Here is a 21022-nt window from a genome sequence, read left to right on the forward strand (position 1 = left end):
GGCGACCGCCGTTCCGGACGCCTACCGGGTGCCCGAGTGGTCGTGGTCTGCGAGGACGGTTCCCTTGAGTAGAAACCAGGAGGCGACGGCGCCGAAGAGAAGCAGAAGGGCGCCGACAAGCGCGGCGTTGGTCAGGCCCTGGGCGAAGGCGTCGCCTGCTGCGGTCATGAGTGCTTTGGCCTGATCGCCTGGCAGGGAGATGGCGGCATCGGCGGCTCCGCCGAGAGATTCCCGGGACACTGAAGCTACGGCGGGCGGGATTCCGGCGGGTATAGCGAAGTGCTGGTAGGTGGCGGTGACGATGGACCCGAGTACGGCGATGCCGAATGCGACCCCGAGCTCGTACGCGGTCTCGGAAAGCGCGGAAGCAGCGCCCGCGTTTCCCTTCGGTGTGCTGGAGAGGATGACGTCATTGACGACCGCGTAGCCGAAGCCGAGGCCCCCGCCGAGGAGGAACAGCGCGAAGCCGATGAGCGGGTACGCGGTGTCTGGCTTGACGGTGGCCAACAGAGCGAGCGCAATACCGATCATGGCCATGCCCCCGCTGATGACGGTGCGGACGGAGAAACGGCGCGAGGCCCAGCCGGCTGCGGTTCCCAGCGCCATGGAGCCAACCATGGCGGGCAGGTCGGCAAGGCCCGCCTGCAGGGGACTCATGTGCTGGACGAGCTGGAAGTACTGGGAGAGGAAGTAGATGGTCCCGGACATGCCCAGCACAGACAGCAGGCTGGCCACGATGACGGTGGTGAAGGTTCTGGCTCGGAACAGCCGGATGTTGATCAGCGGGGTTTCGAGAGCGAGTTGGCGCTGGGCGAACACGGCGAGTCCGGTGATGCCGATGAGGGTCGCAGCCAGGACACCGTTGCTCAGGCCGCCAGATGCACCTTCCTTGATGGCGTACACGACGCCGATCAGCCCGGCCGTGCACAGCAGCACGCTGGGAAGATCCATGGGTCCGGGGGCAGGGTTCTTCGACTCGGGCAGACACTTGAAGCCGACGGCAAGGAGCACGGCCATGACAGGCAGGTTGATCAGGAAGACGGAGCCCCACCAGAAGTGCTCCAACAGCATTCCGCCGACTACTGGGCCTAGCGCAGCACCCGCCGAAGCGGCACCGGTCCAGATGCCGATAGCCAGGCTCCGCTCACGCGGCTCGGGGAAGAGGGTGCGAATCAAGGCGAGCGTGGAGGGCATCAGGGTGGCACCTGCGACGCCGAGCAAGGCACGGGCCGAGATGAGCATTTCCGGGCTGGTGGCATAGGCGCTGAGAGCGGAGGCGACACCGAAGCCGACGGATCCGCTCATCAAGAGCCTCTTACGGCCGATGCGATCTCCGAGACCGCCCATGGTGACCAAGAGTCCGGCAAGCGCGAAGGAGTACACGTCGCCGATCCACAGCATCTGGCTGCCGGAGGTAGCAAGGTCCTCACTGATGAACGGAGTGGCCAGGCCCAGCACAGTGCCGTCGACAGCGAGTAGGAGCACCGCCAGGACCAGCACGCTGAAGGCAATCCAGCGTGCCCTCCCGCCCTCTGCCTCGGCCGCGCCGGGGCATGTCGCAGTGGCTGTCTGTTCCGACAAGGTGATGCCTTTCTCTGCGTTTCTCTTCGTTCAGACCGTCTCGGCCGGGGATCGGGTGACGCCGCCGAGCAGAAGCTCGATGATCATGTGTGGGAAGTCCCGGGCCGCGGCACGGCCGTCGTGAACCGCCCAGCCAGCGCTGACGACCAGTCCGATGCAAGCCTCGGCGAGCCAGTTCGCGGGCATGTCGACACGGAATTCCCCCACTTCCTGGCCGCGCTGGAACAACGCCGCGATCCGGTCGGCGATGCGCTCCCACTCCGCCTGGGCGGGACTGTTCAGCAGCTGTTCCTGGGCGGTCAGGAAGGACAGGAATCCGGCGTGCGGGGAGGCGCAGGTGATCACGCGCCGCAACGCTTCGCCGGCGGGTCCCTCTTCTGGCCGTGCCTCCTCCACTGCGTCCCTCAGATCGCGCAGGCCCACCTGTTCCAGGGCACGCACCAATGTGGCGCGGCCGGGGAAATGCCGGTTGAGGGTGGCGCGAGAGATGCCGGCCGCAGCGGCGATCTCGTCCTGGGTGGCGCCGGCCTGGCGGCTGAGAAAGGCTGCTGCCCTTCTGAGTACCTCGTCACGATCAACATTCATGACGCAAGAGTACATCTCGTGAGACAGAAGTGTCTCAGCTGGGCCATGATCGTGTCTCGCGAGCGAACTCTACGCCTGCAGCCGATCGCCGGTGAGCCCGTAGCCGCCACCTTTGCCCCGGCGCCGCGGCACCCTGGCAGAGATTCGCACCAGACGCGCCTCGGGACCTCGTCTACGACCTCTTCCATCGAGAGCGCTCGGGCCGGCGGGCGTACCGGCCCAGCGCAAGGTCGCGGTCCCCACCGGGCACTTGGGAGTCGAGCTCCAGGGGCGACAGCACTACGAGCCTGGCGTCCTACTGCGTCCAGCTCCGTACGCGCTGTGTACACCTCGGCGACACGACGCGTGACCAGCGCGCGGCCGAACGCGTCCAGCACGCAGTACTGGTCGCGGAGAAACCAGCGGAAGCACTCCCCGGAGAGCCTGATCAGGGCCTGACCCGACAGCGCCTCCCGGGGCTCCGACGGCCGCGCTTGAGCCTGTCTGGCGGATCGTTGGTGGAGACCGAGTCGGATCGCGGCTGTGTGATGGTGCCGTGATGGGCGGCTGATCATGCGCGCAGGCTCTTCTGAGTGTGGGGAGCGTACATCGGTGCCGGTGATATCGGCATGTGGATGAGCCTGGGGTGGAAGGTCCGCCATCTGCTTCTATTGGCCCCTGGAACGCAGTACAGGAGGTGACGGACCATGGTGTCCAGGGAGAGCATTCTCGCGTTCGCGGCGATGTCGCTACTGGTGATCGTGATTCCGGGGCCAAGTGTGCTGTTCGTGATCGGTAGATCCCTTGCACACGGCCGCCGCGCGGCGCTCGCGACAGTCCTCGGCAACATGCTTGGCTCGTACGTCGTGGTGATCTCTGTGGCGTGGGGCCTCGGCGCGCTGGTGGAGAGCTCGGCGGCAGTGTTCCTGGGCGTGAAGCTTGCCGGAGCAACGTATCTCGTCTACCTGGGCGTGCAGGCGTTCCGGCACCGCAGAGAGATACGCGCGGCGGACATGGAGGCCCCGGTGGGTGAGCACCGTGGCGATCTACGCACGATCCTGGACGGGATTTTCGTGGGCGTCACCAACCCGAAGGCCATCGTCTTCTTCGCGGCGGTGCTGCCGCAGTTCGTGGACCACTCGGCGCGCCATGTCCCCCTCCAAATGATGGTGTTGGGCCTGGTTCCGGTCACCATCGGCATGATCACGGACACACTGTGGGGCCTTGGCGCCTCGGCGGCCCGTTCCTGGTTCGCCCGCTCGGACCGTCGCCTGTCGATGGTCGGCGGGGCGGGCGGCTTCGGGATGATCGGCCTGGGCGTAACTGTGGCGGCGACAGGCCGCGCCGACTAGAGACCGTACGGCGAGCTATGAGCGGCTGCGTACGGCGGCAACGGTCACAGTGCCATGGAAGACCCATGCTCGCTTGTCGAAGCGTGTGGCCACGGCCTGGAAGCCCTTGAAGGCATTGCTCGTTCACTCGCCATCGTTGCGGCGCCTGTACATCGCGCGGTCGACTTCGCGAGCGACCCAGGGCCTCATAACAGCGGTGTTCAATGGGTCGGGCCACGTCGCCCCGGAAATGCGAGGCACCCGGGTACGGGCCCCTGAAGCGTGCTGATCGGCCCGGCAAGACGTCGAGTTCACGCCCACCATGGTCTAGTCGATGCGGCCCTCCACCTCGGCATCGGCCTCGACGGCACGCAGGATCCTCTCCCACGTGTGATCCGCGGACTAGCGACGATGCCGGTCATACACTGTTTCCACTTCCCGAACCGTGTCGGCACGTCCCGTCACGGTATACCGGACCGCTGTCGGAAGAGAATGCCGTTGATCACCCTGCGGTGACACTTCCAGCGCCCGCCCCGCCCCATATTCTCGGTAGGTGCGGCTCCATTCGAGCCCACTCCAGGTCTGAGAGATCGCCTCGCCCCACGCGGGACGCAACGACACAGCGGCCTAGTCACGAGACCTATCGGACACTGCCTAGTTCGACGCGTTCCCAATCCTTCTTCGCCGCCGCGGGAGCGCCCTCGGGGTCACGTGCACCGGCTGAGCAGACTTCGCCGTGTGGCTCCAGGCGCGGAGCGATTCCGCCGGACGGCGCGTCCCCCCACGCGGATGCAGCGATGCGCAGGCGCAGCGCTTCGCTCTCCCTCGCAACCGTACGCACCCCGTTCTGGAAGTGGCTTCATCCACTTCCAGCATCGCTTGTCCATCGGATCGGGAGGCAGCTGGCGGATAGTCCCGTCAGGGTTGCTTTGCTGGGCAAAGGCGCATCGCGTCCGTTCCGACCCGCCGGCGGTGCGGGCCGTTTGAAGTGGAGCAGGAAAGGCTGCCCCAACCCACTCAGTCGAAAGTGCTGGCCAGGTAGGCGTTGCGGATTCTGATGAGGCGAGGCATGTAGCGGCTCAGGAGGATTCTGTCGACGATGCGCCCAACAGGCCCCAGCGGTGAAGCGAAGTCGATGACGTCTCTCATGATGGTGCCTTCGGCGCCGTCCGGCTCGAAGTGGTGGGCGTGACGCCATCGCTTGAAGGGGCCGGACTCCTGCTCGTCCACGAAGCATCGGGGGCGCTCGTAGGAAGTGATGCGTGCGGTGAGTCGCCAGGTGAGGCCGAGATGGTGTGCATGGAAGGTCACCGTGTCACCGAGCGACAACTCGCCCTGGGTTTTGCCATCAACCGCTCGCTCCGACGAAGCGGCCATCGAGCTGGTATGGGCCTCCACGTCCAGGCATATCGCGAACACCTCGTCCGGGGGTGCGGCGATGGCTGTCACGACCTCGAAGTGCTGCACAAGCTCAGTCTAGAGGCAGGGTATTCCGGGCCCTTGGCCCGGGCAGGATGCGGGTCTCATTTCAGCTCGGCGGCGCTTCTCCAGGGTCGCGCGAGGTGGCGGACTGGCGGCGAGCAGGGGCTTGTTGGGGCTCTAGCGAGGGACGGGTAGGCGCGGAGCCTGACATGTGCGGTGTGCTGGCCGAGGTCGAAGCGGGGAGCCGGAGCGCGCTTACGGCGTGGTCGGCTATTGAGCGCGTCCTGTTGCCGTGGGTGCCTCCGACTTCCAGGGACAATGGAGGGCATGGAGATGCGCGGGGACAAGGTTGTGCTGCGGCCAGCGTCAGGCGGCGATGGGGAGGTTCTCGGCAGAATCGTGCGGGAGCCGGAAGTCGCGGCGTGGTGGTCGCCCCCGGAGGACTTCGAGGGCATGCTCGCGATCGTCTTCGAGGGTGAGGTCATCGGGGCGGTCCAGTTCGAGGAAGAGACCGACCCCGAGTTCCATCGTGCCAGCATCGACATCTTCCTGACGGCGCGGCATCACGGGAAGGGACTCGGTACCGACGCGGTGCGCACGCTGGCCCGGTGGCTGGTGCACGAACGCGGTCATCACCGGCTGACCATTGATCCCGCTGCAGCCAACACTTCGGCAATCCGCAGTTACTGCAAGGTCGGATTCAAGCCCGTGGGGATCATGCGGGCGTACGGGCGCGACCACCGGACGGGCCTGTGGCAGGACGGGCTGCTCATGGATCTGCTCGCCGAGGAGCTGACCTGACCGGTCGGCCGACAAGTGCATCGGGCGTGACGGGATGCGGGCCGCACGGGTTCTTCGGGTGTGAAGACGAAGTGGGCCCGTGCAGCCTCGTCCCATTCCTGCCTTCACGGGCAGCTCCCGTGTACATCTCGGCGGTTTGATCGAGGAGTTGGCTGCCCCATGGCAGGCGCGACACGAGTCCGCGCCGCGCCAGCGCCGGGGCGGGGAGCGTCTGCGTGCGGCCGGGGGGACGCAAGCACGAGCTGGCGTTCACCGACCGGGTGTTGGTCACCCTGGTCCACCTGCGCACCCAGCTCCCGCACGCGGCCCTCGCCGAGCTGTACGGCGCGGGCCGCTCCACCGTCACCGAGGCCATCGGCGAGATTCGTCCGCTGCTCGCGAACCGCGGCTTCGCCGTCCCCGACCACCCTGGCGTGCGGCTGCGGACCCTGGCGGACGTGTTCGCCTACGCTGCCGCCGAAGGCGTGAAGCTGCGGATCGACGGCACCGAGACCCAGGTCCGCCGCCCGAAGGCCCACCGGCCCGGACGCTGCGTGTTCGTCTCCGGAAAGAAAAAGCAGAACACCTGCAAGACCACCACGATCAGCGACAGCCAGGGCCGCACTCTGTGGTCCGGAGCCGACCGGCCCGGCCACATGCACGACCAGACCGCAGTCCGCACCGAGGGCATCGCCGAACAGCTCCGGCTCCACCCGGACGTGAAAGCCGAGGTGGACGAGGGCTACCGCGGCCTGCCAACGAGTTCCCCGACCAGATCAGCGCGCCGCCGAAGAAACCGAAGGAGGAGGCCCCGCTCGGCGAGCGGTACGCCTGGCGCGAGACGCGCCGCCGCTAGTCCTCGGAGCGGATCTGCGTCGAGCACGCCAACGCCGAGCACAAGCAGTGGCGCCCGCTGCAACGGTTCCTCGGACGCCGCGAGCACTACGCGGCCACGCACCGAGCCGTCGCCGGCCTGGTCTCCGACCGCGCCGCCCAGCGGACCACCCGCCGCAAACCGAGCACCGCACTCGTGCCCGTCAGCTCCATGACCTGCTGAATCACCCATCAGCCGAACCCCAGCCCAGCACGCCCCGTCATCAATAGCCGACAACGCCGTTACGATCACCACGCACCGACCCGGTCGTCCTGGATCAACCTGGTGGAGCGGTGGTTCGCCGAACTGACCGCGAAGAAGCTCAAGTGCGGCATCCACCGCTCCGTCGGCGCGGACGTAGTCGTGGCTGCGGCGCTATGGCACTCCGGGCACCATGGGAAGCACCGGCTGGGACCGGTTCAGCGCCTGGATCTGCGACTTCTCGTCCACGCAGAGAATCAGGGGCTTCTTTGGCGGGTCGAGGTAGGGGCCGACGACGTCGCGGACCTGGTCGGTGAACAGCGGATCGGTCGACAGCTTGAACGTCTGCGCCGGTGCGGGGCTAGGGCGAAGGCCCGCCGTCGGAGAGATCGCCGACTGCGACTCCCGGTCGCCTCAGCCATCGGCCGCGTCGACCAGTGCGTCCCGTTCTTCGACTTCTCTACCAGCGTCTTGACGATCATGCTCGACATCGGTGTCAGTGATCTTCCTCGGAACACCGGGCCGCGGCTCATCACACAGGCCGTCCAGACCTGCACTCCAAGAAGCGCAGACGCCAGGTGCGGACCGTATCGGGAACAACCCCGAGACGACGAGAGGCCTCCGCAGCCGAATACCCCTCGGGACACTCCAGGACAATCCTTGATCACAAAGCCGGCGCCTGCGCTGTCGCAGCATCGACGCACCCATCCTTCAAGTGCAGCCCGCTGGGCATCAGTTACGAACAACGGCGCAAGCTTCGGTCCAGGACGACTTACACCCGACCAGCGATGAATCTCCGACTCAAGTCGCCTGCTGCGCCCGCGGAGTTTGGCCAGCCGCACGAGCGTGATCAGCAGGGTGCCGGCAAGCAGGCTGGCTCGGCTTCGGCGGCGAGTTGTTCGGCCATCTCCGCGTGTTCGGGACCGCGGACGGGCTTGCGGACTCGCGTCTGGCGGGACTGATCCGCAGCGATGAAGCGTGAATACCATGCGCTTGAAGCTGCGACCCGTGTCCAGGCGGAGACCGTCACGCCACTGCACGAGTAACCCCTGATCCGAGTGATCATCACAGGGGAACCGGCAATAGGGCCTGTCAGATAAGTCGTGTACGTCCGTGATCTTGATGACTCTGGTGGATTCGGAGTGATCCATTCCACTCCGGGCAAGGAGAACCCTTCGTCTCCTAGTCCCGTCTTTGTTATATAGGGCGCTGATCTGCACCCCTTGTCCGAGTACGCAGCACGTCAGCCTCCCGAAGGGCTGAGAATGGATGTTCCATGGCTCGACCGACCGCACATGCACGCCGCTCCGCGATGACCATGGTGCGTCTCCTAGCTCAACCGACCGCACGCGGTCGCCGTTTCGCAGTGGCCATGGTCTCTGCGATGGCCTTGGTTGCCGTCACGACGGGCGCGTGTGCGCTGGTGTCCCGGACCGGCGGCACGAGCGGTCCGGCCGCTCCGCCGTCTCCGACGCTGAGCCCCCAGGGGAAGAAGCTGGACGCACCGGGGAGGGTGTCAGAGGAGATCAGCCACGCCACGGAGAGCGGGGGCAGGGCAATCAACATCACCATCGATGACGGGCCGGATCCGAGATGGACACCGCAGGTCCTAGACGTGCTTGAGCGCTACGGCGTTAAGGCGACCTTCTGCATGATCGGCCCGCAGGCCACCGCCCACCCCGACCTAGTCCGAAAGGCCGTCGCCGAGGGGCACCGCCTTTGCGACCACTCCGTAAGCCATGATAAAGCGATGGATCACAAGTCCGTCCGCTACCAGAAGAGGGAAATTCTCGGCGGCCAGCAGGGGATTGAGGAGGCGGCCGGCGGAGCGAAGGTCGACTACTACCGCGCTCCCGGCGGCGCCTTCACCCCGGACAGCCGGCGAATAGCCGCCGAGCTTGGCATGCGCCCGCTCGGCTGGAACGTCGACACCAAGGACTTCGAACTCCCGGGGAAGGCGGCAATCCTCGGCAACCTCAAGAATGAGCTGGTCAACGGCCCGACCATCCTCCTCCACGACGGGGGCGGCGACCGCAGCGAGACGATCGCGGCGCTGGAGCAGGCCCTGCCGTGGCTCAAGAAGCAGGGATACGAGTTCAGCTTCCCCCGGAAGTAGCACCCTGACTGCCCGTCCGGGGCTGTCTCACACGGCTTCGGGCTATCCAACAAGCGCTGCGAAGTGTCATCTGTCTCTGCAATGCAGGTCCCCCTCCGAAGTACTGATCTTGGTTGCGCGGTAGTTCGTCCGAGGTTGCTTCCACGGCTGTGCGGGTGGTTGCCGAATCCGCACTGCTCGGCGGCGGGTCAACCGACGCTGGGCTCATGCCCAAGTCCTGGGTTCGGCTTGTCCGGAGGCCGACTGCTCGGTGTCAGCGCATGCTCCGTGATGGGCAGACGCATGCACTGCTCGCCGGCCCCTTTCACGTGCTGCGGTGCGTGCCGCGGGCTGCGGGTACGGCACGAAGGCGCTGGCGCTTGCGGATTCGGCAGCCGACGTGTCACCGAAGGCGGGACCGCGGCTGAAAGCGTTCCTCGCCGGGCAACAGGCGCATGCCGAGTCGATGACGGCCAGCCGTCAGCGTGCCATGGCCCGATTGCGGGAAGCTGAGGCGACGGCCGCGGGAGTCGGCGCCCGGCATCGACTCGTCTTCTCGATCGGCTGGTGGCCACGTTGATTCATCTCCGGCACGATCTCCCGCACGCCGTGCTGGGGCTGCTGTTCGGAGTGGACCGCTCTACCGTCACCCGCGCCATCCGTGAGATACCCACACTCCTGGCTGAGCGCGGATGCGCGGTCCCCGAACGACCCGGTCTGCGGCTGCGGACGCTGACGGTTGTGTTCGCCTACGCCCAGGCCGAAGGTATCCAGCTGCGGCTGGACGCCACCGAGATCCAGGCGCGTCGGCCGGTGGTCGGCGTGCGTTGCTCCGCTTGCGCAGGTGTTCACGGATCGCCCGTGAGGAATACGCCTTGTCGACCAGGACCACATCCGGCCTGGTGCGGGGCCGTCCACGCGGGCGGGGACCCGCACACGTGCCATCACGTCCACGAAAGCAGGCGCGTCACCGGCCTGCCCGGCGGTGAGGTGGAAGGTCAACGGCTGCCAGCGGTCCTCGGCAGCAAGATGGACCTTCGTGGTCGATCCGCCGCGGGACCGGCCGACGGCACGGTCTGTTGGTTCGCCCGCCTGGGCCCCTTCTTGCGGGCCCCGGCCGCGTCCTGATGAGCGCACACGATGGTGGAGTCCACCGAGACGGCCCAGCCCAGGTCTTCCTCCGCGTCGACCTGAGCCATCAGCGCCGTGAACACCCACTCCCATGTGCCGTCAATGGCCCACATCCGCAGCCTGTTGTAGACGCCCCGCCAGTTGCCTTACCTCTCCGGCAGGTGCACCCACTGACATCCGGTCTGGAACTTGTAGGCGATCGCATCGATCACCTCACGGTGATCGCGCCATCGACCGCCTCGTTTCGGCGTCCGGTCTGGCAGCAAGGGGTCAATCCGCGCCCGTTGAACATCAGTTAACGGCACAACCGACCATCGATCGGATGATCCAAACGAATGGGCCTAGACCTGGTAGCGGTCGGAGGCGAGGAGGTGGAGGTTGTCGGCGACCCATTCGGAAGTCTGCCGTAGTCCCTCCTGCAGTGACGTCCTCGGCTCCCAGCCGGACCAGGTGTGGGCTCTGGCGTTGTCCGACAGAAGGCGCTGCACCTCGCTTCCGGCGGGCCGCAGCCGGGCAGGGTCGGTGACTATTTCGGCTTGGCGCCCCGACGCAGCGATCAGTTCGTGGGCCAGGTCGCCGATGCTGATCTCCTGGCCGGTACCGAGGTTGATGACGTGGCCCAGTGCGCGGTCGCAGTCGGCCATCGCGAGGAAGCCGGCAGCAGTGTCTGTTACGTAGGTGAAGTCCCGGGTCGGGGTGAGTGAGCCGAGTTTGATCTCCTCTGCGCCGGAGTGTAGTTGGGCGAGGATGGCGGGGACGATCGCGCGGGCCGACTGTCGTGGGCCGTAGGTGTTGAAGGGGCGCACCACCGTCACCGGGAGGTCGAACGCGTGCCGGTGTGACAGTGCCATCATGTCCGCCCCGATTTTTGAGGCGGAGTACGGCGACTGTGGCTGCAGGGAGTGGTCCTCGCCGATCGGTGTGGTCAGGGCTGTCCCGTATACCTCGCTGGTGGAGGTGTGGATCAGTCTGCGTACTGCGTGGTGGCGGCAGGCCTCGGCGACGTTCTCGGTCCCCACGACGTTGGTCTGCACGTAGGCGCCCGGCGAGTCGTAGCTGTAGGGGATGCCGATCAGGGCGGCCAGGTGGAACACGGTGTCGCAGCCGGCGACGGCGTTCATCACCCGGCCGGGGTCACGGACGTCTCCGGCCACCATCTCGACCGGGTGGCCCCGGGCGCGGCCCGAAGGTGGTGTGCCAGGTGGCCTTTTTCGGCGTACGGCTTGTAGTGGACGAAGGCCCTTACGTCCGCTCCCGCCTCGACCAGCATGTCGACGAGGGTTGAGCCGATGAATCCCTCGGCTCCTGTGACCAGGACCTTGCGGCCGTGCCAGCGGGTGTCCTCGGTGCTGTTGTTCATGCTGCCTCCTCGTTGGGGTGTGCGGGGTGGGGCGGGTGCGTCGGACAGGGGGAGGTGGTGGGGGCGGTGCCCCCGGCAAGCTCGATGACCTGCGCTGCCAGTAGGTCGGCCGCCTCGGAGTGCGTGCCGGGGGCGGCGGCGTCGCTCATCGCCGCCAGCCGTCCGGGATCGGCTAGTAGCGGCAGGACGATCGCCTCAAGGGACGCCGCGTCCGTTTGCGCGTCCGGGAGCAGGACGCCGGCGCCCGCGTCGGCCAGGACACGGGCGTTGTGGGTCTGGTGGTCGCCGGGGGCGTGGGGGTACGGCACCAGAACCGCCGGCAGGCCGATGGTGGCCAGTTCCGCTATGGTCGCCGACCCGGCGCGGCACACCACGAGGTCGGCTGCGGCGTAGGCCAGGTCCATCCGATCCAGGTAGGGCACGGCCTCTGCAATGGCTTCGCCACCTGTCTGCGCAAGGCGGGCCCGAGCCTGTATCAGCGCGGCTGGCCCGGTCTTGATCAGCAGCCGCAGGTTACGTCGGTCGCGCTGGCGGGCGGCGAGATCGACTGCAGCCTCTGTGAGCCTGGCCGCACCGAGACTGCCGCCGTTGACCAGTACCAAGGAGGCACTCTCGGGAACACGGAGGGCGGCGCGTGCGGTGGCCCGGATTGCGGCACGGTCCAGGGTAGCCAGCGGCCCGGTCAGCGGCATGCCGACGGTGCGGGCGTTCTCGGCTCCGGCCAGGTGCGCTCTGGTGTTATCGAAGGCGAGCGCGATGTGCGGGGTGAGGCGTGCCGCGAAACGGTTGGCTCGTCCGGGTACCGCGTTGGACTCGTGGATAATGCTGGGCAGACCGGCCATGCGTGCCCCGACGATGACCGGAGCGCTGGGATAGCCGCCCATGCCGACCGCCACCTGCGCATGCTGTTCACGCAGGATTGCCCGGCACTGCCGCCCGGAGCGGAGCAGCGCAGCCGGGAGCAGATAGCGCTTCGCGCCGAGTGCCGGGTCGAAGGGATCATGTCAACGGTGTGCAGCCGGTAGCCGGCTCGCGGGATCAGGGTCGTCTCCAGGCCGAGTTCGGTGCCGACGAAAGAGACCAGCGCTTCGGGTTCGGCTCGCCGCAGCGCGTCAGCCAAGGCGAGACCCGGGTAGATGTGGCCGCCTGTACCGCCCGCGCCGATCACGACGGATAGCGGCGGGACGAAGGGTCGCGTACGCATGGCAGCCACCCTGGGGGGACGGCTTAAGAAGCTTCTAAGACCGCATTTGGCAGGGGGAGAACATGCACACCACCCCGCCTGCACCGACCCAGGGCGCCGGCCCGAAGGTACTGGTCGTCGACGACGAGCCGGAGGTGCGGGCCGCAGTGGAGGATGGGCTGGCGGTGGAGGGCTACCGTGTGCGCGTGGCAGCCGATGGATTGGACGCGTTGAGCGCAGTGGCGCAGTGGGAACCTGAGGCCATCGTGCTGGACGTGATGATGCCGGCGCTGGATGGGCTGGCCGTCTGCCGTCGCCTGCGCGATGTCGGTGACCGCACCCCCGTCCTGGTGCTCACTGCCCTGGACTCCGTGAGCGAGCGAGTGGACGGTCTGGACGCGGGTGCCGACGACTACCTCGTCAAACCGTTCGCCCTGGACGAGCTGCTGGCACGGCTGCGGGCGCTGCTGCGCCGCGTACAGCCGTCGCCCACCGACGACTCCACCTTCGTCTTCGACGACCTCGTGGTGGATCGCGCCACCCGCAGCGGTCACCGGGGCGATCGGCGATTGGAGTTCACTCGCACCGAATGGGCCTTGCTGGAGCTGTTCATGATCCACCCCGGTCAAGCACTGCCGCGGGAGCTGATCCTGGAGCGGGTCTGGGGACACGATTTCGGTCCTGACTCGAACTCCCTCGCGGTGTACGTCGGTTACCTGCGCCGCAAGCTGGAATCCGGGGGCGAGCCGCGTTTGGTGCACACCGTGCACGGCGTGGGCTATCGGTTCGACCGCCCGAGGCTCGGGTGACCGGCAGGCGCGGGCTCGGGCCCCCATGGCGACGGCGTCGGCGGTTGCGCATGCGTCTGGCGGCAACAACCGCTGCCGCGGTCGCCCTGGTGGTCCTCGGCGTCAGCGCTGCGGCCTTCTACATCGTCCGATACCAGCTGGTGCGCCAGCTGGAACTGAGCCTGACCCAGTCGGCGTCACAAACGATCCGGGAGAAGCGAACCTGGGACCCGGGGGTGATGAACGGCGAGTGCCGCTTTCTGGGTACTGCGTGCGAGCAGATCGTGCCCGCCGCCGCCTCCCGTGACGCCGCGGCGCCTTACCTGCTGCCTGTCAGCGCGGCCACGCGGCAGGTGGCGGCCGGGAGACGGGGCCCGTATTTCACCACGACCCGCGTCGCGGGTGAGCCGGTGCGGGTGCTCACTCAGCAGTTGCGCAAGGGGTACGCCCTTCAGGTCGCTTTGCGCAGTGACGCCGTTGACCGGGGTGTGCGGCAGGCCGCCTGGAGTCTCGTCGGGGTCAGCGCAACGGGCGTGCTGCTGGCGGGCGCGCTCGGGTATGCGGTCTCCCGTACCGGGCTGGCGCCGGTGTCCAGACTCACCGCCACCGCCGAGCGGATCGCCGCCACTCGGGACGCCCGGCACCGCATCGACCTGCCCGCGGGGCCGGCGTCGCGTACCGATGAGATCACCCGCCTTGCGGGCAGCTTCAACACCATGCTGGGCGAGCTGGAACAGTCCGTCACGGCCCAGCGCCGCCTGGTCGCCGATGCCTCGCACGAACTGCGCACCCCGCTCACGGCCCTGCGTACCAATGCCGAACTGCTGGCCAAACAGGAGCGGTTGACCCCGGAGCAGCGCGCCCGAGCCGCGAGCGCCCTGAGTCGGCAACTGCGCGAGGTGACGACGATGGTGAACGACCTCGTCGAACTCGCCCGAGCCGAGGAACCGCTTCCGCTCATGGAACAGGTGCGGCCGGTCGAGCTCATGGAGTACGCACTTCAGGCCGCGCGTGGCCACTGGCCGGCGGTCCGCTTCACCCTGCACACCGACGGACACAAGGGGGCGGCGGACGTCGACGTCCCCGGCGTGCCCGCTCGCCTGGTCCGTCTGCTGACCAACCTTCTGGACAACGCGGCCAAGTTCTCCCCGCCCGGCGGACCGGTGGAGGCCGAAGCACAGCTCCACGGCGACGAGTTGCACCTTACGATCCGCGACCACGGGCCAGGCATCGACACGGAGGACCTCCCGCACGTCTTCGACCGCTTCTACCGGGCGAGCAACGCTCGAGCCCTACCCGGTTCGGGGCTGGGGCTGGCCATGGCACGCCAGGTCGCCCAATCTCACGGCGCGCACCTCAGCGCCGAACAAGCGCCCGGCGGCGGCGCCCTTTTCCGTCTGCGGATCCCCCTTCACCCGGAACCCGATCGTTCGCGCTGAGAGCACCGGGACCGACCCAGCCCTCGCCGACGGTATTAGAACTCTCTTATCCCGCCGTCCGTAAACTCCGCGCGTGCCTGCGGATTGGCCCGGAACTCGCTGATGGCCCACGGACACAGGCAGAGCGGACGGAGGCGCAGATGAGAAGCCCAGGACACATACAGGAGCCCCCGCCAGTCGGCCGGTTCCGTCGGGCGATGGGCGGAACAGGCCGGCGCCGCCGCCGCAGGAGGCGTCCCACACACAGAGCCGTGGCTGTCGGGGTGTGTGTCCTCTCGCTGCTGGCAGCGGGGTTGGGCACCGCCGTCTATCACTACCTGAACAGCAACATCCGCTCAGTGTCCATCGCCGGGCTGGGCGGCAATGAACGGTCCGACGCCAAGGGCCGCTCCCCGATCAACCTTCTGCTGATCGGTTCCGACGGACGGAAATCCGCCGCCGATTGCCGACTCGGCGGCGACTGCGGGCCGGGGCGCAACGCGGACGTCGAGATGCTCGTGCACTTGTCCGCTGACCGCTCCCGCGCCACCGTGGTGAGCATCCCCCGCGACACCGTGACCCGCATGCCGGTCTGCCGGGGCGCTCCCGCCAAAGGCCCGATCGACAGCGCCCTCCAGCACGGTGCCGCCTGCCAAGTGGCCGCAGTTCGCAAGCTCACCGGAGTACCGATCGACCACGTCGCGGGGATCGGTTTCTCGGGGGCGGTTCGCATGGCCGACGCAACCGGCGGGGTCGGCGTGTGCGTCGACAAGGACGTCTACGACCCGGACTCCCACTTGAAGCTCTCGGCCGGCCGCCACACGCTCAAGGGCGTCGCCGCGCTGAAGTGGCTGCGCACTCGGCACGGCTTTGGAGACGGCAGTGACCTAGGACGCACACGTGCCCAGCATCTGTACCTCGACGCCATGGTGCGCAAACTGAAGAACGTCAGAACCCTCACCGACCTGCCGTCGGCCTACCGGCTCGCCGACACGGCGACTCGGGCACTCACCGTCGATGCAGGTCTTGGTAGCCTGCGCCGCCTGACCTCACTCGCCCGTGCATTCGGCTCGGTTCCCAACGGCAAGGTCACCTTCACCACCATGCCCACCCGTCCCGACCCCGCCAACAACCAACGCGTCATCCCCGCCCCCGGCGCGCGGTCGCTGTTCGCCGCGCTAACCGACGACCGCACACCAATCAGCGTCAAACACACCTCCCGGCCCCAGCGCGCTCAGAAACACCGCTCACCCGCGCCGTCCTCGTCAGGCCGATGCGCGAAGGTGAGCGTCCTCGACACCGTAGCGTTGAACGGCCGGGGCATGACACCCACGGAGGCATACGCACGCTCCCCGCACATCCCGGATTCGGCGCCCTGAACCCACTGACGATATCTCTGCCCACGGGCATCATCGCGTGCCTTCTCCATTCCGATCACTGGCGATGTGGTGGCCGCAGCCACTGAGTGTTCTCCATCCTCAGTTTGAGCAGGTGAGGTTCAGGCAGAGACAGCCCGAACGAGGTCAGTGATCCGCGTGGTCGAACGGGAGCTTGCGCAGGAGTGGCCAGGTCTTGAATGAATGATAGGTCTGTTTCTGGTAGCGGCCTCGTCCGGGTTGGGTGAGGAAGCCTTGGCGAGTGAGGCGTCCGAGGCGGCTGCGGGTGATGTTGACGGATGCCTCGTCGGTGGGCATGCCGAGGAGTTCGTGTAGCTCACGGGCTCGGAACTCTTGGTCGGGGTGCCGGTTGAAGGTGTTCACGATTGCCTGGTAGGCCTCCAGCCGGTGCGAGTTCGGCGATTACTTTCCGGGTGGTGGCCAGGTCCGCGAGTCGTGCTTCGGTCGCGGCCTGGGTAGCGGTCAAGTGCTCGATCTGGTTGCGTAGTTCACCGGCCCGGGCTGTGGTCTCGTCGTACTGGGCTTGGAGGTCTGTCAGGAGCTCGATGATGTTCATGCGGCCAGCCCGAGGGTGTCGCGCCAGCTGGGGGCGGGAGTGGGCAGGCGGCGGGCCATGTTCGCGATGGAGGCCCAGTAGATGCGCGAGGTGGAGGTGTCGGGCCGGTGGTCGTACTCGCGGGCCAGGCGGCGGTGCAACATCAACGTGCCGCTGACCTGCTCCACGATCCACCGCTTCGGCCGTGGAACGAAGCCTTTGCCCTGGTCTTCCGGGTTGCGGCGGACGACCTCGACGTCGAAGTCCATCAACGCGCCGTGGATGAGGACCTGGTCCTTGAAGCCCTCTCCACCAGGGCCTTCTCCAGGCGGTTGCCGCATCGCTCGTCGGCCTGGTCGAGCAAGGCGGTGCCGGCGGCGTTGTCGTGGGCGGAGGCGGCCAGCACGACAACGCCGATAATCAGCCGCCCAGAACGTCGACGGCCAGTCCCCGCTTGCGGCCTGACACCTTCTTGTTGGCGTCCAGCCCCGTCGTGGTCTTCGGGACACCCGCGGCCGCGCGGACGGACTGGGTGTCGATGATCACGAGGGACGGGTCCTCTAATCGCCCGGGCCTTCTCCCGCACCTGGCAACGCAAGGAGTTCCTGGATCCGCTGGTCCAGCCCGTCCTCGTGCCACAGGCCGAAGTAGTAGAGCACCGCCGACCAGGCGGGTAAGTCGTGGGGCAGATAACGCCACTGACAGCCCGTCCGGTTCTGATAGAAGATCGCGTTCACGACCTCCCTCAGGTCGCAGGACCCGGGTCCCCGGCCGCCGACCGTGCCACTCTGTCCTGCTTCCAGGCCGTGATCACCGGCTCGATCAACGCCCACTGCTCGTCCGCTAAGTCACTCGGATACGGCTCTCGCTCCATGCCCGCATCTCAACATGGACATGCCCATCAGGCGGCCCCGGACGGCGATCAGTACCACCATCGAGCGATCACGAACCAAGGAAGACCGGACTTAACGTCCACTCAAGGCGGACAGCAGGCGCGAGGCCATCGGCGGATGCGACGCGAGCGCATACCAGTTCCACGTCTCCCACGTCCTATACGAGGTCAGGGATCTCGCGGGATCGATCGCGGCCGTGCAGGAGTGCTTGCGCGTCCAGCCTCGCCAGGAACGGCAGGGGGCGTGCACTCCAACGCCCTTGTCGCACAACGGCAGTTCGAGCTTGGTCACGTAGATGCCGCCTGCGCAGCGTGGAACGCATTCTTGGACGATTACGTGCAGTTGAGCACGGCCGCGGAGACGAGTACTTCGACACGATGCGGCGCGGTGTCCGCCAGTTCCGCAGAGTTCGAGCCGTATGCGAACTGACCGAGCGGGCGCGGGAAGTCGCGACGCTGAAGGGACAGGCGGACTGACGCAAAGTGCTCCCAGAGTGTCAGGACTCCAGGGCACTCTTGATGATGCTGGACCGCTGCCTGTCGGCGCCGAGAGCGGGCGCCTGACACTTCGCGAGGACAGCCGACCGCTCGCACATACTGGGTGCCCTCCTGTGGTGACACTCGGCACAGCGAGAAGACCCCCGCTACCCGGCAGGGGCCCTCTGTCGTGCCAGGGATGCAGGCTGTCCCTTACGGCCGCATCCTGGGCAATGGCTGCGCCCTTCGTCGTCCACCCGCCGTGAACGATCGGCTTCTCAGTCAGGGATGTCCCCGGCCCCTGCGCCGACGCGGCTTCAGGGACCGGGCTTGTTTGCTCGGTCCCTGAAGGCGCTTACGGACTGATGGCGGTGATCAGGCGGTGAGACTGGCCAGAGCTCCTCCGTCGCCTCCGGTGGCGGTGCCAGCGGTGTTCTCGGCGTCCTCGTTGTCGAGGCTGCAGAGCTGTTGGTTGGCGCTGGCGTCGGCGTCGCCGCCGTTCAGGGCGTCAGCGACGTTGACGGTGGTGCCCGTCTGGGTGGTCTCGGAGTCGCTCCCAAGGCTCTGTTCGCAGTCGATGCTCACAGAAGGCGGTGGCTCCTTCTCACCACAGGCGGCTGCGACGCCGGCACCGAGCATACTCACGCTGCCGACCATGGTGGTTACGACAGCAGCTCCCCGAAGCTTGCGCATTTCATCTCCATTTCGATGAGGAACGACCCAGTACATGATTGCCGACAACGATCAATCACCGTTCACGACGCTGAGAAAGCGTATGCACTATATTTCCATTCTTGATCGTCAACACGCCGTCGTGTGCTGGGTTGCGCTAGGGTCCGTCTTCAAAGATCACAGGGGGATGGATCATGGTGGGGTGATCCGCCGCCATGAACTCACCGACCCGGAGTGGGAGTTGCTTGCTCCGCTGATATCGCGCCCTGCAACGAGGCGGCCCCGCGTGTTCACCCGCTCTCTGCAGCAAATCCAGACCCGCGGGGATGCGGCCGGTGACATTGACTGGCTGGTGCAGATCGACTCCACCATCGTCCGCGCGGCCGCGGTGCAGACCCGACCAGATCATCGCGGACAGGGCCTACAGCTCCGGCATATTCCGCGCCTACTTCGGCAAGCGTGGCATCACCCACACCATCTCGGAGAAGGCCGATCAGCAACGGCACCGAACCGCGGCCGACGCGGCAGAAGACCACCCCAGTTCAACCGTGTCACGCACCCCGCCGGCGCAACACGGTTGAACGCTCTTTCAACCGCCTCAAAGGCTTTCGCGGCATCGCCGCCAGGTACGAGAAGACTGCCTCCTCGTACGAAGCGGCGGTCAAGCTCGTGTCGTGCCTGCTCTGAGCAAGACCTGCCTGAAGGCGGTCCCTGGCCCCGGCGCGAGGAGTCGGTGGGGTGCTCTATGCGCTCAGTTCGGCCATCGTTTTCACAAGCCCCTGCACCCCGGCTTCGCGTGTCGTGATCACCGGTCCGAATGGCTGACTGCTGCCGCCTGTTGCGTCGGCATACCCATCGTCATGACGGTCGGTCGGATTGAGCGATGGCTGCAAGCGCCAGCGGGGCGCCTGCTCCACCGGGCGACTATCCGGGTGAGCCGAGAGGAGCTGAATGTGGAAGGTGTACCGCCGGACGCCTGGAAGTGGGAAGCCGACCGTACGTCCGACCCGAGGCGCGAGCCCGGACCGATCAATCTGCAGAGATACGCATTCGTACCGGCCTACGCCGGGATCGCCACGCTCTTCGGGCTGCCGCTGTGCCTCAACCCGGACGATCTGCGTGCCGGTCACGTCGATGTGGCGGTCCTGGGAGCGCCGGTGGACATGTCCACCGGACACCGGGGGGCGTCTTACGGGCCGCGCGCCATCCGCTGTGACGAGCGGATCCTGCCCCACACACCACAGATGCTGGTCAATCCCAGCACGCGGATTAAGCCGTTCGAGGAATTGATGGTGGTCGACTACGGCGATGCCGCAGTCGACCCCTTCAGCATCGACAATTCCATGGAACCGATCCGTGCTCTCGTCCGCGAGATCGCCGGAACCGGCGCAATCCCTATCGTGCTCGGCGGGGACCACTCGATCCTGTGGCCGGATGCTGCGGCCATGGCGGACGTCCATGGGGCAGGCAAGGTCGGGGTCATCCATTTCGATGCCCATCCGGATTGCTCCCACGACCTGCTAGGCCATCTCGCCTCGCACGCGACACCGATCCGCCGGTTGATCGAGGACGAACACATTCCCGGACGTAACTTCATCCAGATCGGCCTGCGCAGTGCAATCGCACCCGACGCCGAACTGTTCGGCTGGATGCGTGACCACGGGCTGCACACACACTTCATGGCCGAGATCGATCGCCGCGGATTCGACGTAGTCCTTCAACACGCCATCGAAGAGGCGCTGGACGGGCCGGAATACCTGTTCCTGTCGCTGGACATCGACGTGCTGGACCCTGCCTTCGCGCCCGGCACCGGCACACCGGAGCCGCCCGGTCTGACCAACCGCGAACTGCTGCCGGCCATCCGCCGGATCTGTCACGAGACGCCGGTCGTGGGCATGGATATCGTCGAGGTCGCGCCTCACCTCGATCCCGGCTACACCACGACGATGAACGCACGCTGGGCCATCTTCGAGGCGCTGACCGGGATTGCGATGCGACGCAAGGGCCTGCCTGGTTCCGCTTACGTGGACCCGGAAGTCTCCGGCCCGCCGCCTGGGCGTAATCCGTTTGGAGACGGACCCTAGAAGGTGCGGGAAAGGCCAGAGGACTAATAGAAAGCCGAGACAGTCTGATCGGCTGCCGTTCTCAGACCGCCAGGGACACGCAGCAGTACCCCCCTTAAGGCGCCGGTTCTCGAGTGCGGTCACGTACTGTCGGACCCGCGAAGCTGCGCAAGTAATTGGCCCCTCTTCGGGCGACTAACCGGAGAGGGGTTTGCGCTGCCTCGAAAGCCGCTAAGACGGACGCACAGGCGGGAGGCA

At 67.0% G+C, this 21022-nt stretch carries 14 protein-coding genes and 6 pseudogenes; 9 read left to right on the forward strand and 11 right to left on the reverse strand.

The genetic code is table 11. The features are described from left to right. Positions 1–21: 21 nt before the first annotated feature. Both ACSMXX_RS01530 and ACSMXX_RS01535 read right to left on the reverse strand, forming a co-directional pair. Positions 22–1512 carry an MFS transporter gene (locus ACSMXX_RS01530; protein ID WP_473184590.1) on the reverse strand — a complete coding sequence of 497 codons (1491 nt, stop codon included), beginning with the start codon at positions 1510–1512 and terminating at the stop codon, positions 22–24. A gap of 99 nt (positions 1513–1611) precedes the next feature. Continuing rightward, a complete protein-coding gene (locus ACSMXX_RS01535) occupies positions 1612–2166 on the reverse strand; it encodes a TetR/AcrR family transcriptional regulator (RefSeq protein ID WP_473182202.1) in 555 nt (184 codons plus the stop codon). 686 nt (positions 2167–2852) lie between these two features. Between ACSMXX_RS01535 and ACSMXX_RS01540 the strand changes: the two genes are divergently transcribed. Continuing rightward, positions 2853–3497, forward strand: a complete 645-nt coding sequence (locus tag ACSMXX_RS01540; RefSeq protein WP_473182203.1) for a LysE family translocator — start codon at positions 2853–2855, stop codon at positions 3495–3497. Positions 3498–3663: 166 nt separating this feature from the next. Here the strand turns inward: ACSMXX_RS01540 and ACSMXX_RS01545 are convergent. After that, positions 3664–4080, reverse strand: a pseudogene (locus tag ACSMXX_RS01545) (transposase); the annotation flags it as partial. Positions 4081–4493: 413 nt separating this feature from the next. Next, the gene (locus tag ACSMXX_RS01550; protein WP_473182204.1) at positions 4494–4943 is read right to left on the reverse strand and encodes an SRPBCC family protein; all 450 of its coding nucleotides are present in this window, start codon (positions 4941–4943) and stop codon (positions 4494–4496) included. A 282-nt stretch (positions 4944–5225) separates the two neighbouring features. Here ACSMXX_RS01550 and aac(6') point away from each other — a divergent pair, with 282 nt between their 5' ends. Both aac(6') and ACSMXX_RS01560 read left to right on the forward strand, forming a co-directional pair. Next, entirely contained in the window at positions 5226–5699 is a 474-nt protein-coding gene (gene aac(6') / locus ACSMXX_RS01555) for an aminoglycoside 6'-N-acetyltransferase (protein ID WP_473182205.1), read from the forward strand. 79 nt (positions 5700–5778) lie between these two features. Beyond that, positions 5779–6735 (forward strand): annotated as a pseudogene (locus ACSMXX_RS01560) (transposase). 550 nt (positions 6736–7285) lie between these two features. Here the strand turns inward: ACSMXX_RS01560 and ACSMXX_RS01565 are convergent. Beyond that, positions 7286–7411, reverse strand: coding sequence for a helix-turn-helix domain-containing protein (locus ACSMXX_RS01565; RefSeq protein WP_473184591.1), 126 nt, complete (start codon positions 7409–7411; stop codon positions 7286–7288). 714 nt (positions 7412–8125) lie between these two features. Between ACSMXX_RS01565 and ACSMXX_RS01570 the strand changes: the two genes are divergently transcribed. Together ACSMXX_RS01570 and ACSMXX_RS01575 are read left to right on the forward strand one after the other, a co-directional pair. Next, positions 8126–8869: a polysaccharide deacetylase family protein gene (locus ACSMXX_RS01570; protein WP_473182206.1), complete on the forward strand. Its 744-nt coding sequence runs from the start codon at positions 8126–8128 to the stop codon at positions 8867–8869. Between the two features lie 445 nt (positions 8870–9314). After that, positions 9315–9721: pseudogene (locus tag ACSMXX_RS01575) on the forward strand (helix-turn-helix domain-containing protein); the annotation flags it as partial. 404 nt (positions 9722–10125) lie between these two features. Here ACSMXX_RS01575 and ACSMXX_RS01580 read toward each other — a convergent pair. The 3 genes and pseudogenes from ACSMXX_RS01580 to ACSMXX_RS01590 all read right to left on the reverse strand — a co-directional run bounded on the left by ACSMXX_RS01580 (position 10126) and on the right by ACSMXX_RS01590 (position 12543). Then, positions 10126–10284: a transposase gene (locus ACSMXX_RS01580; RefSeq protein ID WP_473182207.1), complete on the reverse strand. Its 159-nt coding sequence runs from the start codon at positions 10282–10284 to the stop codon at positions 10126–10128. A 36-nt stretch (positions 10285–10320) separates the two neighbouring features. Beyond that, positions 10321–11339, reverse strand: a pseudogene (locus ACSMXX_RS01585) (GDP-mannose 4,6-dehydratase). Next, positions 11336–12543 (reverse strand): annotated as a pseudogene (locus tag ACSMXX_RS01590) (UDP-N-acetylglucosamine--N-acetylmuramyl-(pentapeptide) pyrophosphoryl-undecaprenol N-acetylglucosamine transferase). The pseudogenes ACSMXX_RS01585 and ACSMXX_RS01590 overlap by 4 nt, the downstream one beginning before the upstream one ends. Positions 12544–12605: 62 nt before the next feature. Between ACSMXX_RS01590 and ACSMXX_RS01595 the strand changes: the two are divergent. The 3 genes from ACSMXX_RS01595 (at position 12606) to ACSMXX_RS01605 (ending at position 16107) form a co-directional block, all read left to right on the forward strand. Next, positions 12606–13331, forward strand: a complete 726-nt coding sequence (locus ACSMXX_RS01595) for a response regulator transcription factor (RefSeq protein WP_473182208.1) — start codon at positions 12606–12608, stop codon at positions 13329–13331. Then, positions 13328–14749 (forward strand): sensor histidine kinase, encoded by a 1422-nt coding sequence (locus ACSMXX_RS01600; protein ID WP_473182209.1) that lies wholly within the window; start codon positions 13328–13330, stop codon positions 14747–14749. The genes ACSMXX_RS01595 and ACSMXX_RS01600 overlap by 4 nt, the downstream gene beginning before the upstream one ends. A 251-nt stretch (positions 14750–15000) precedes the next feature. Then, entirely contained in the window at positions 15001–16107 is a 1107-nt protein-coding gene (locus ACSMXX_RS01605) for an LCP family protein (RefSeq protein WP_473182210.1), read from the forward strand. Between the two features lie 144 nt (positions 16108–16251). Here the strand turns inward: ACSMXX_RS01605 and ACSMXX_RS01610 are convergent, their stop codons facing one another. The 3 genes and pseudogenes from ACSMXX_RS01610 to ACSMXX_RS01620 form a co-directional block, all read right to left on the reverse strand. Next, positions 16252–16488: a hypothetical protein gene (locus ACSMXX_RS01610; RefSeq protein WP_473182211.1), complete on the reverse strand. Its 237-nt coding sequence runs from the start codon at positions 16486–16488 to the stop codon at positions 16252–16254. A 189-nt stretch (positions 16489–16677) separates the two neighbouring features. Next, positions 16678–17534, reverse strand: a pseudogene (locus tag ACSMXX_RS01615) (IS5 family transposase). An 870-nt stretch (positions 17535–18404) separates the two neighbouring features. Further along, a complete protein-coding gene (locus ACSMXX_RS01620) occupies positions 18405–18674 on the reverse strand; it encodes a hypothetical protein (protein WP_473182212.1) in 270 nt (89 codons plus the stop codon). A gap of 980 nt (positions 18675–19654) precedes the next feature. On the opposite strand from ACSMXX_RS01620, the gene ACSMXX_RS01625 reads away from it, so the two are divergent. Then, positions 19655–20785, forward strand: a complete 1131-nt coding sequence (locus ACSMXX_RS01625; protein WP_473182213.1) for an agmatinase family protein — start codon at positions 19655–19657, stop codon at positions 20783–20785. Positions 20786–21022 lie beyond the last annotated feature (237 nt).

This window comes from Streptomyces sp. DSM 116795 (assembly GCF_055792905.1).

Bases quoted from the DNA above. Each gene is read 5' to 3' on its own strand.
- ACSMXX_RS01535 (WP_473182202.1), bottom strand. From the start codon at position 2,166: ATGAATGTTGATCGTGACGAGGTACTCAGAAGGGCAGCAGCCTTTCTC.
- ACSMXX_RS01540 (WP_473182203.1), top strand. From the start codon at position 2,853: ATGGTGTCCAGGGAGAGCATTCTCGCGTTCGCGGCGATGTCGCTACTG.
- ACSMXX_RS01570 (WP_473182206.1), top strand. From the start codon at position 8,126: ATGGTCTCTGCGATGGCCTTGGTTGCCGTCACGACGGGCGCGTGTGCG.
- ACSMXX_RS01595 (WP_473182208.1), top strand. From the start codon at position 12,606: ATGCACACCACCCCGCCTGCACCGACCCAGGGCGCCGGCCCGAAGGTA.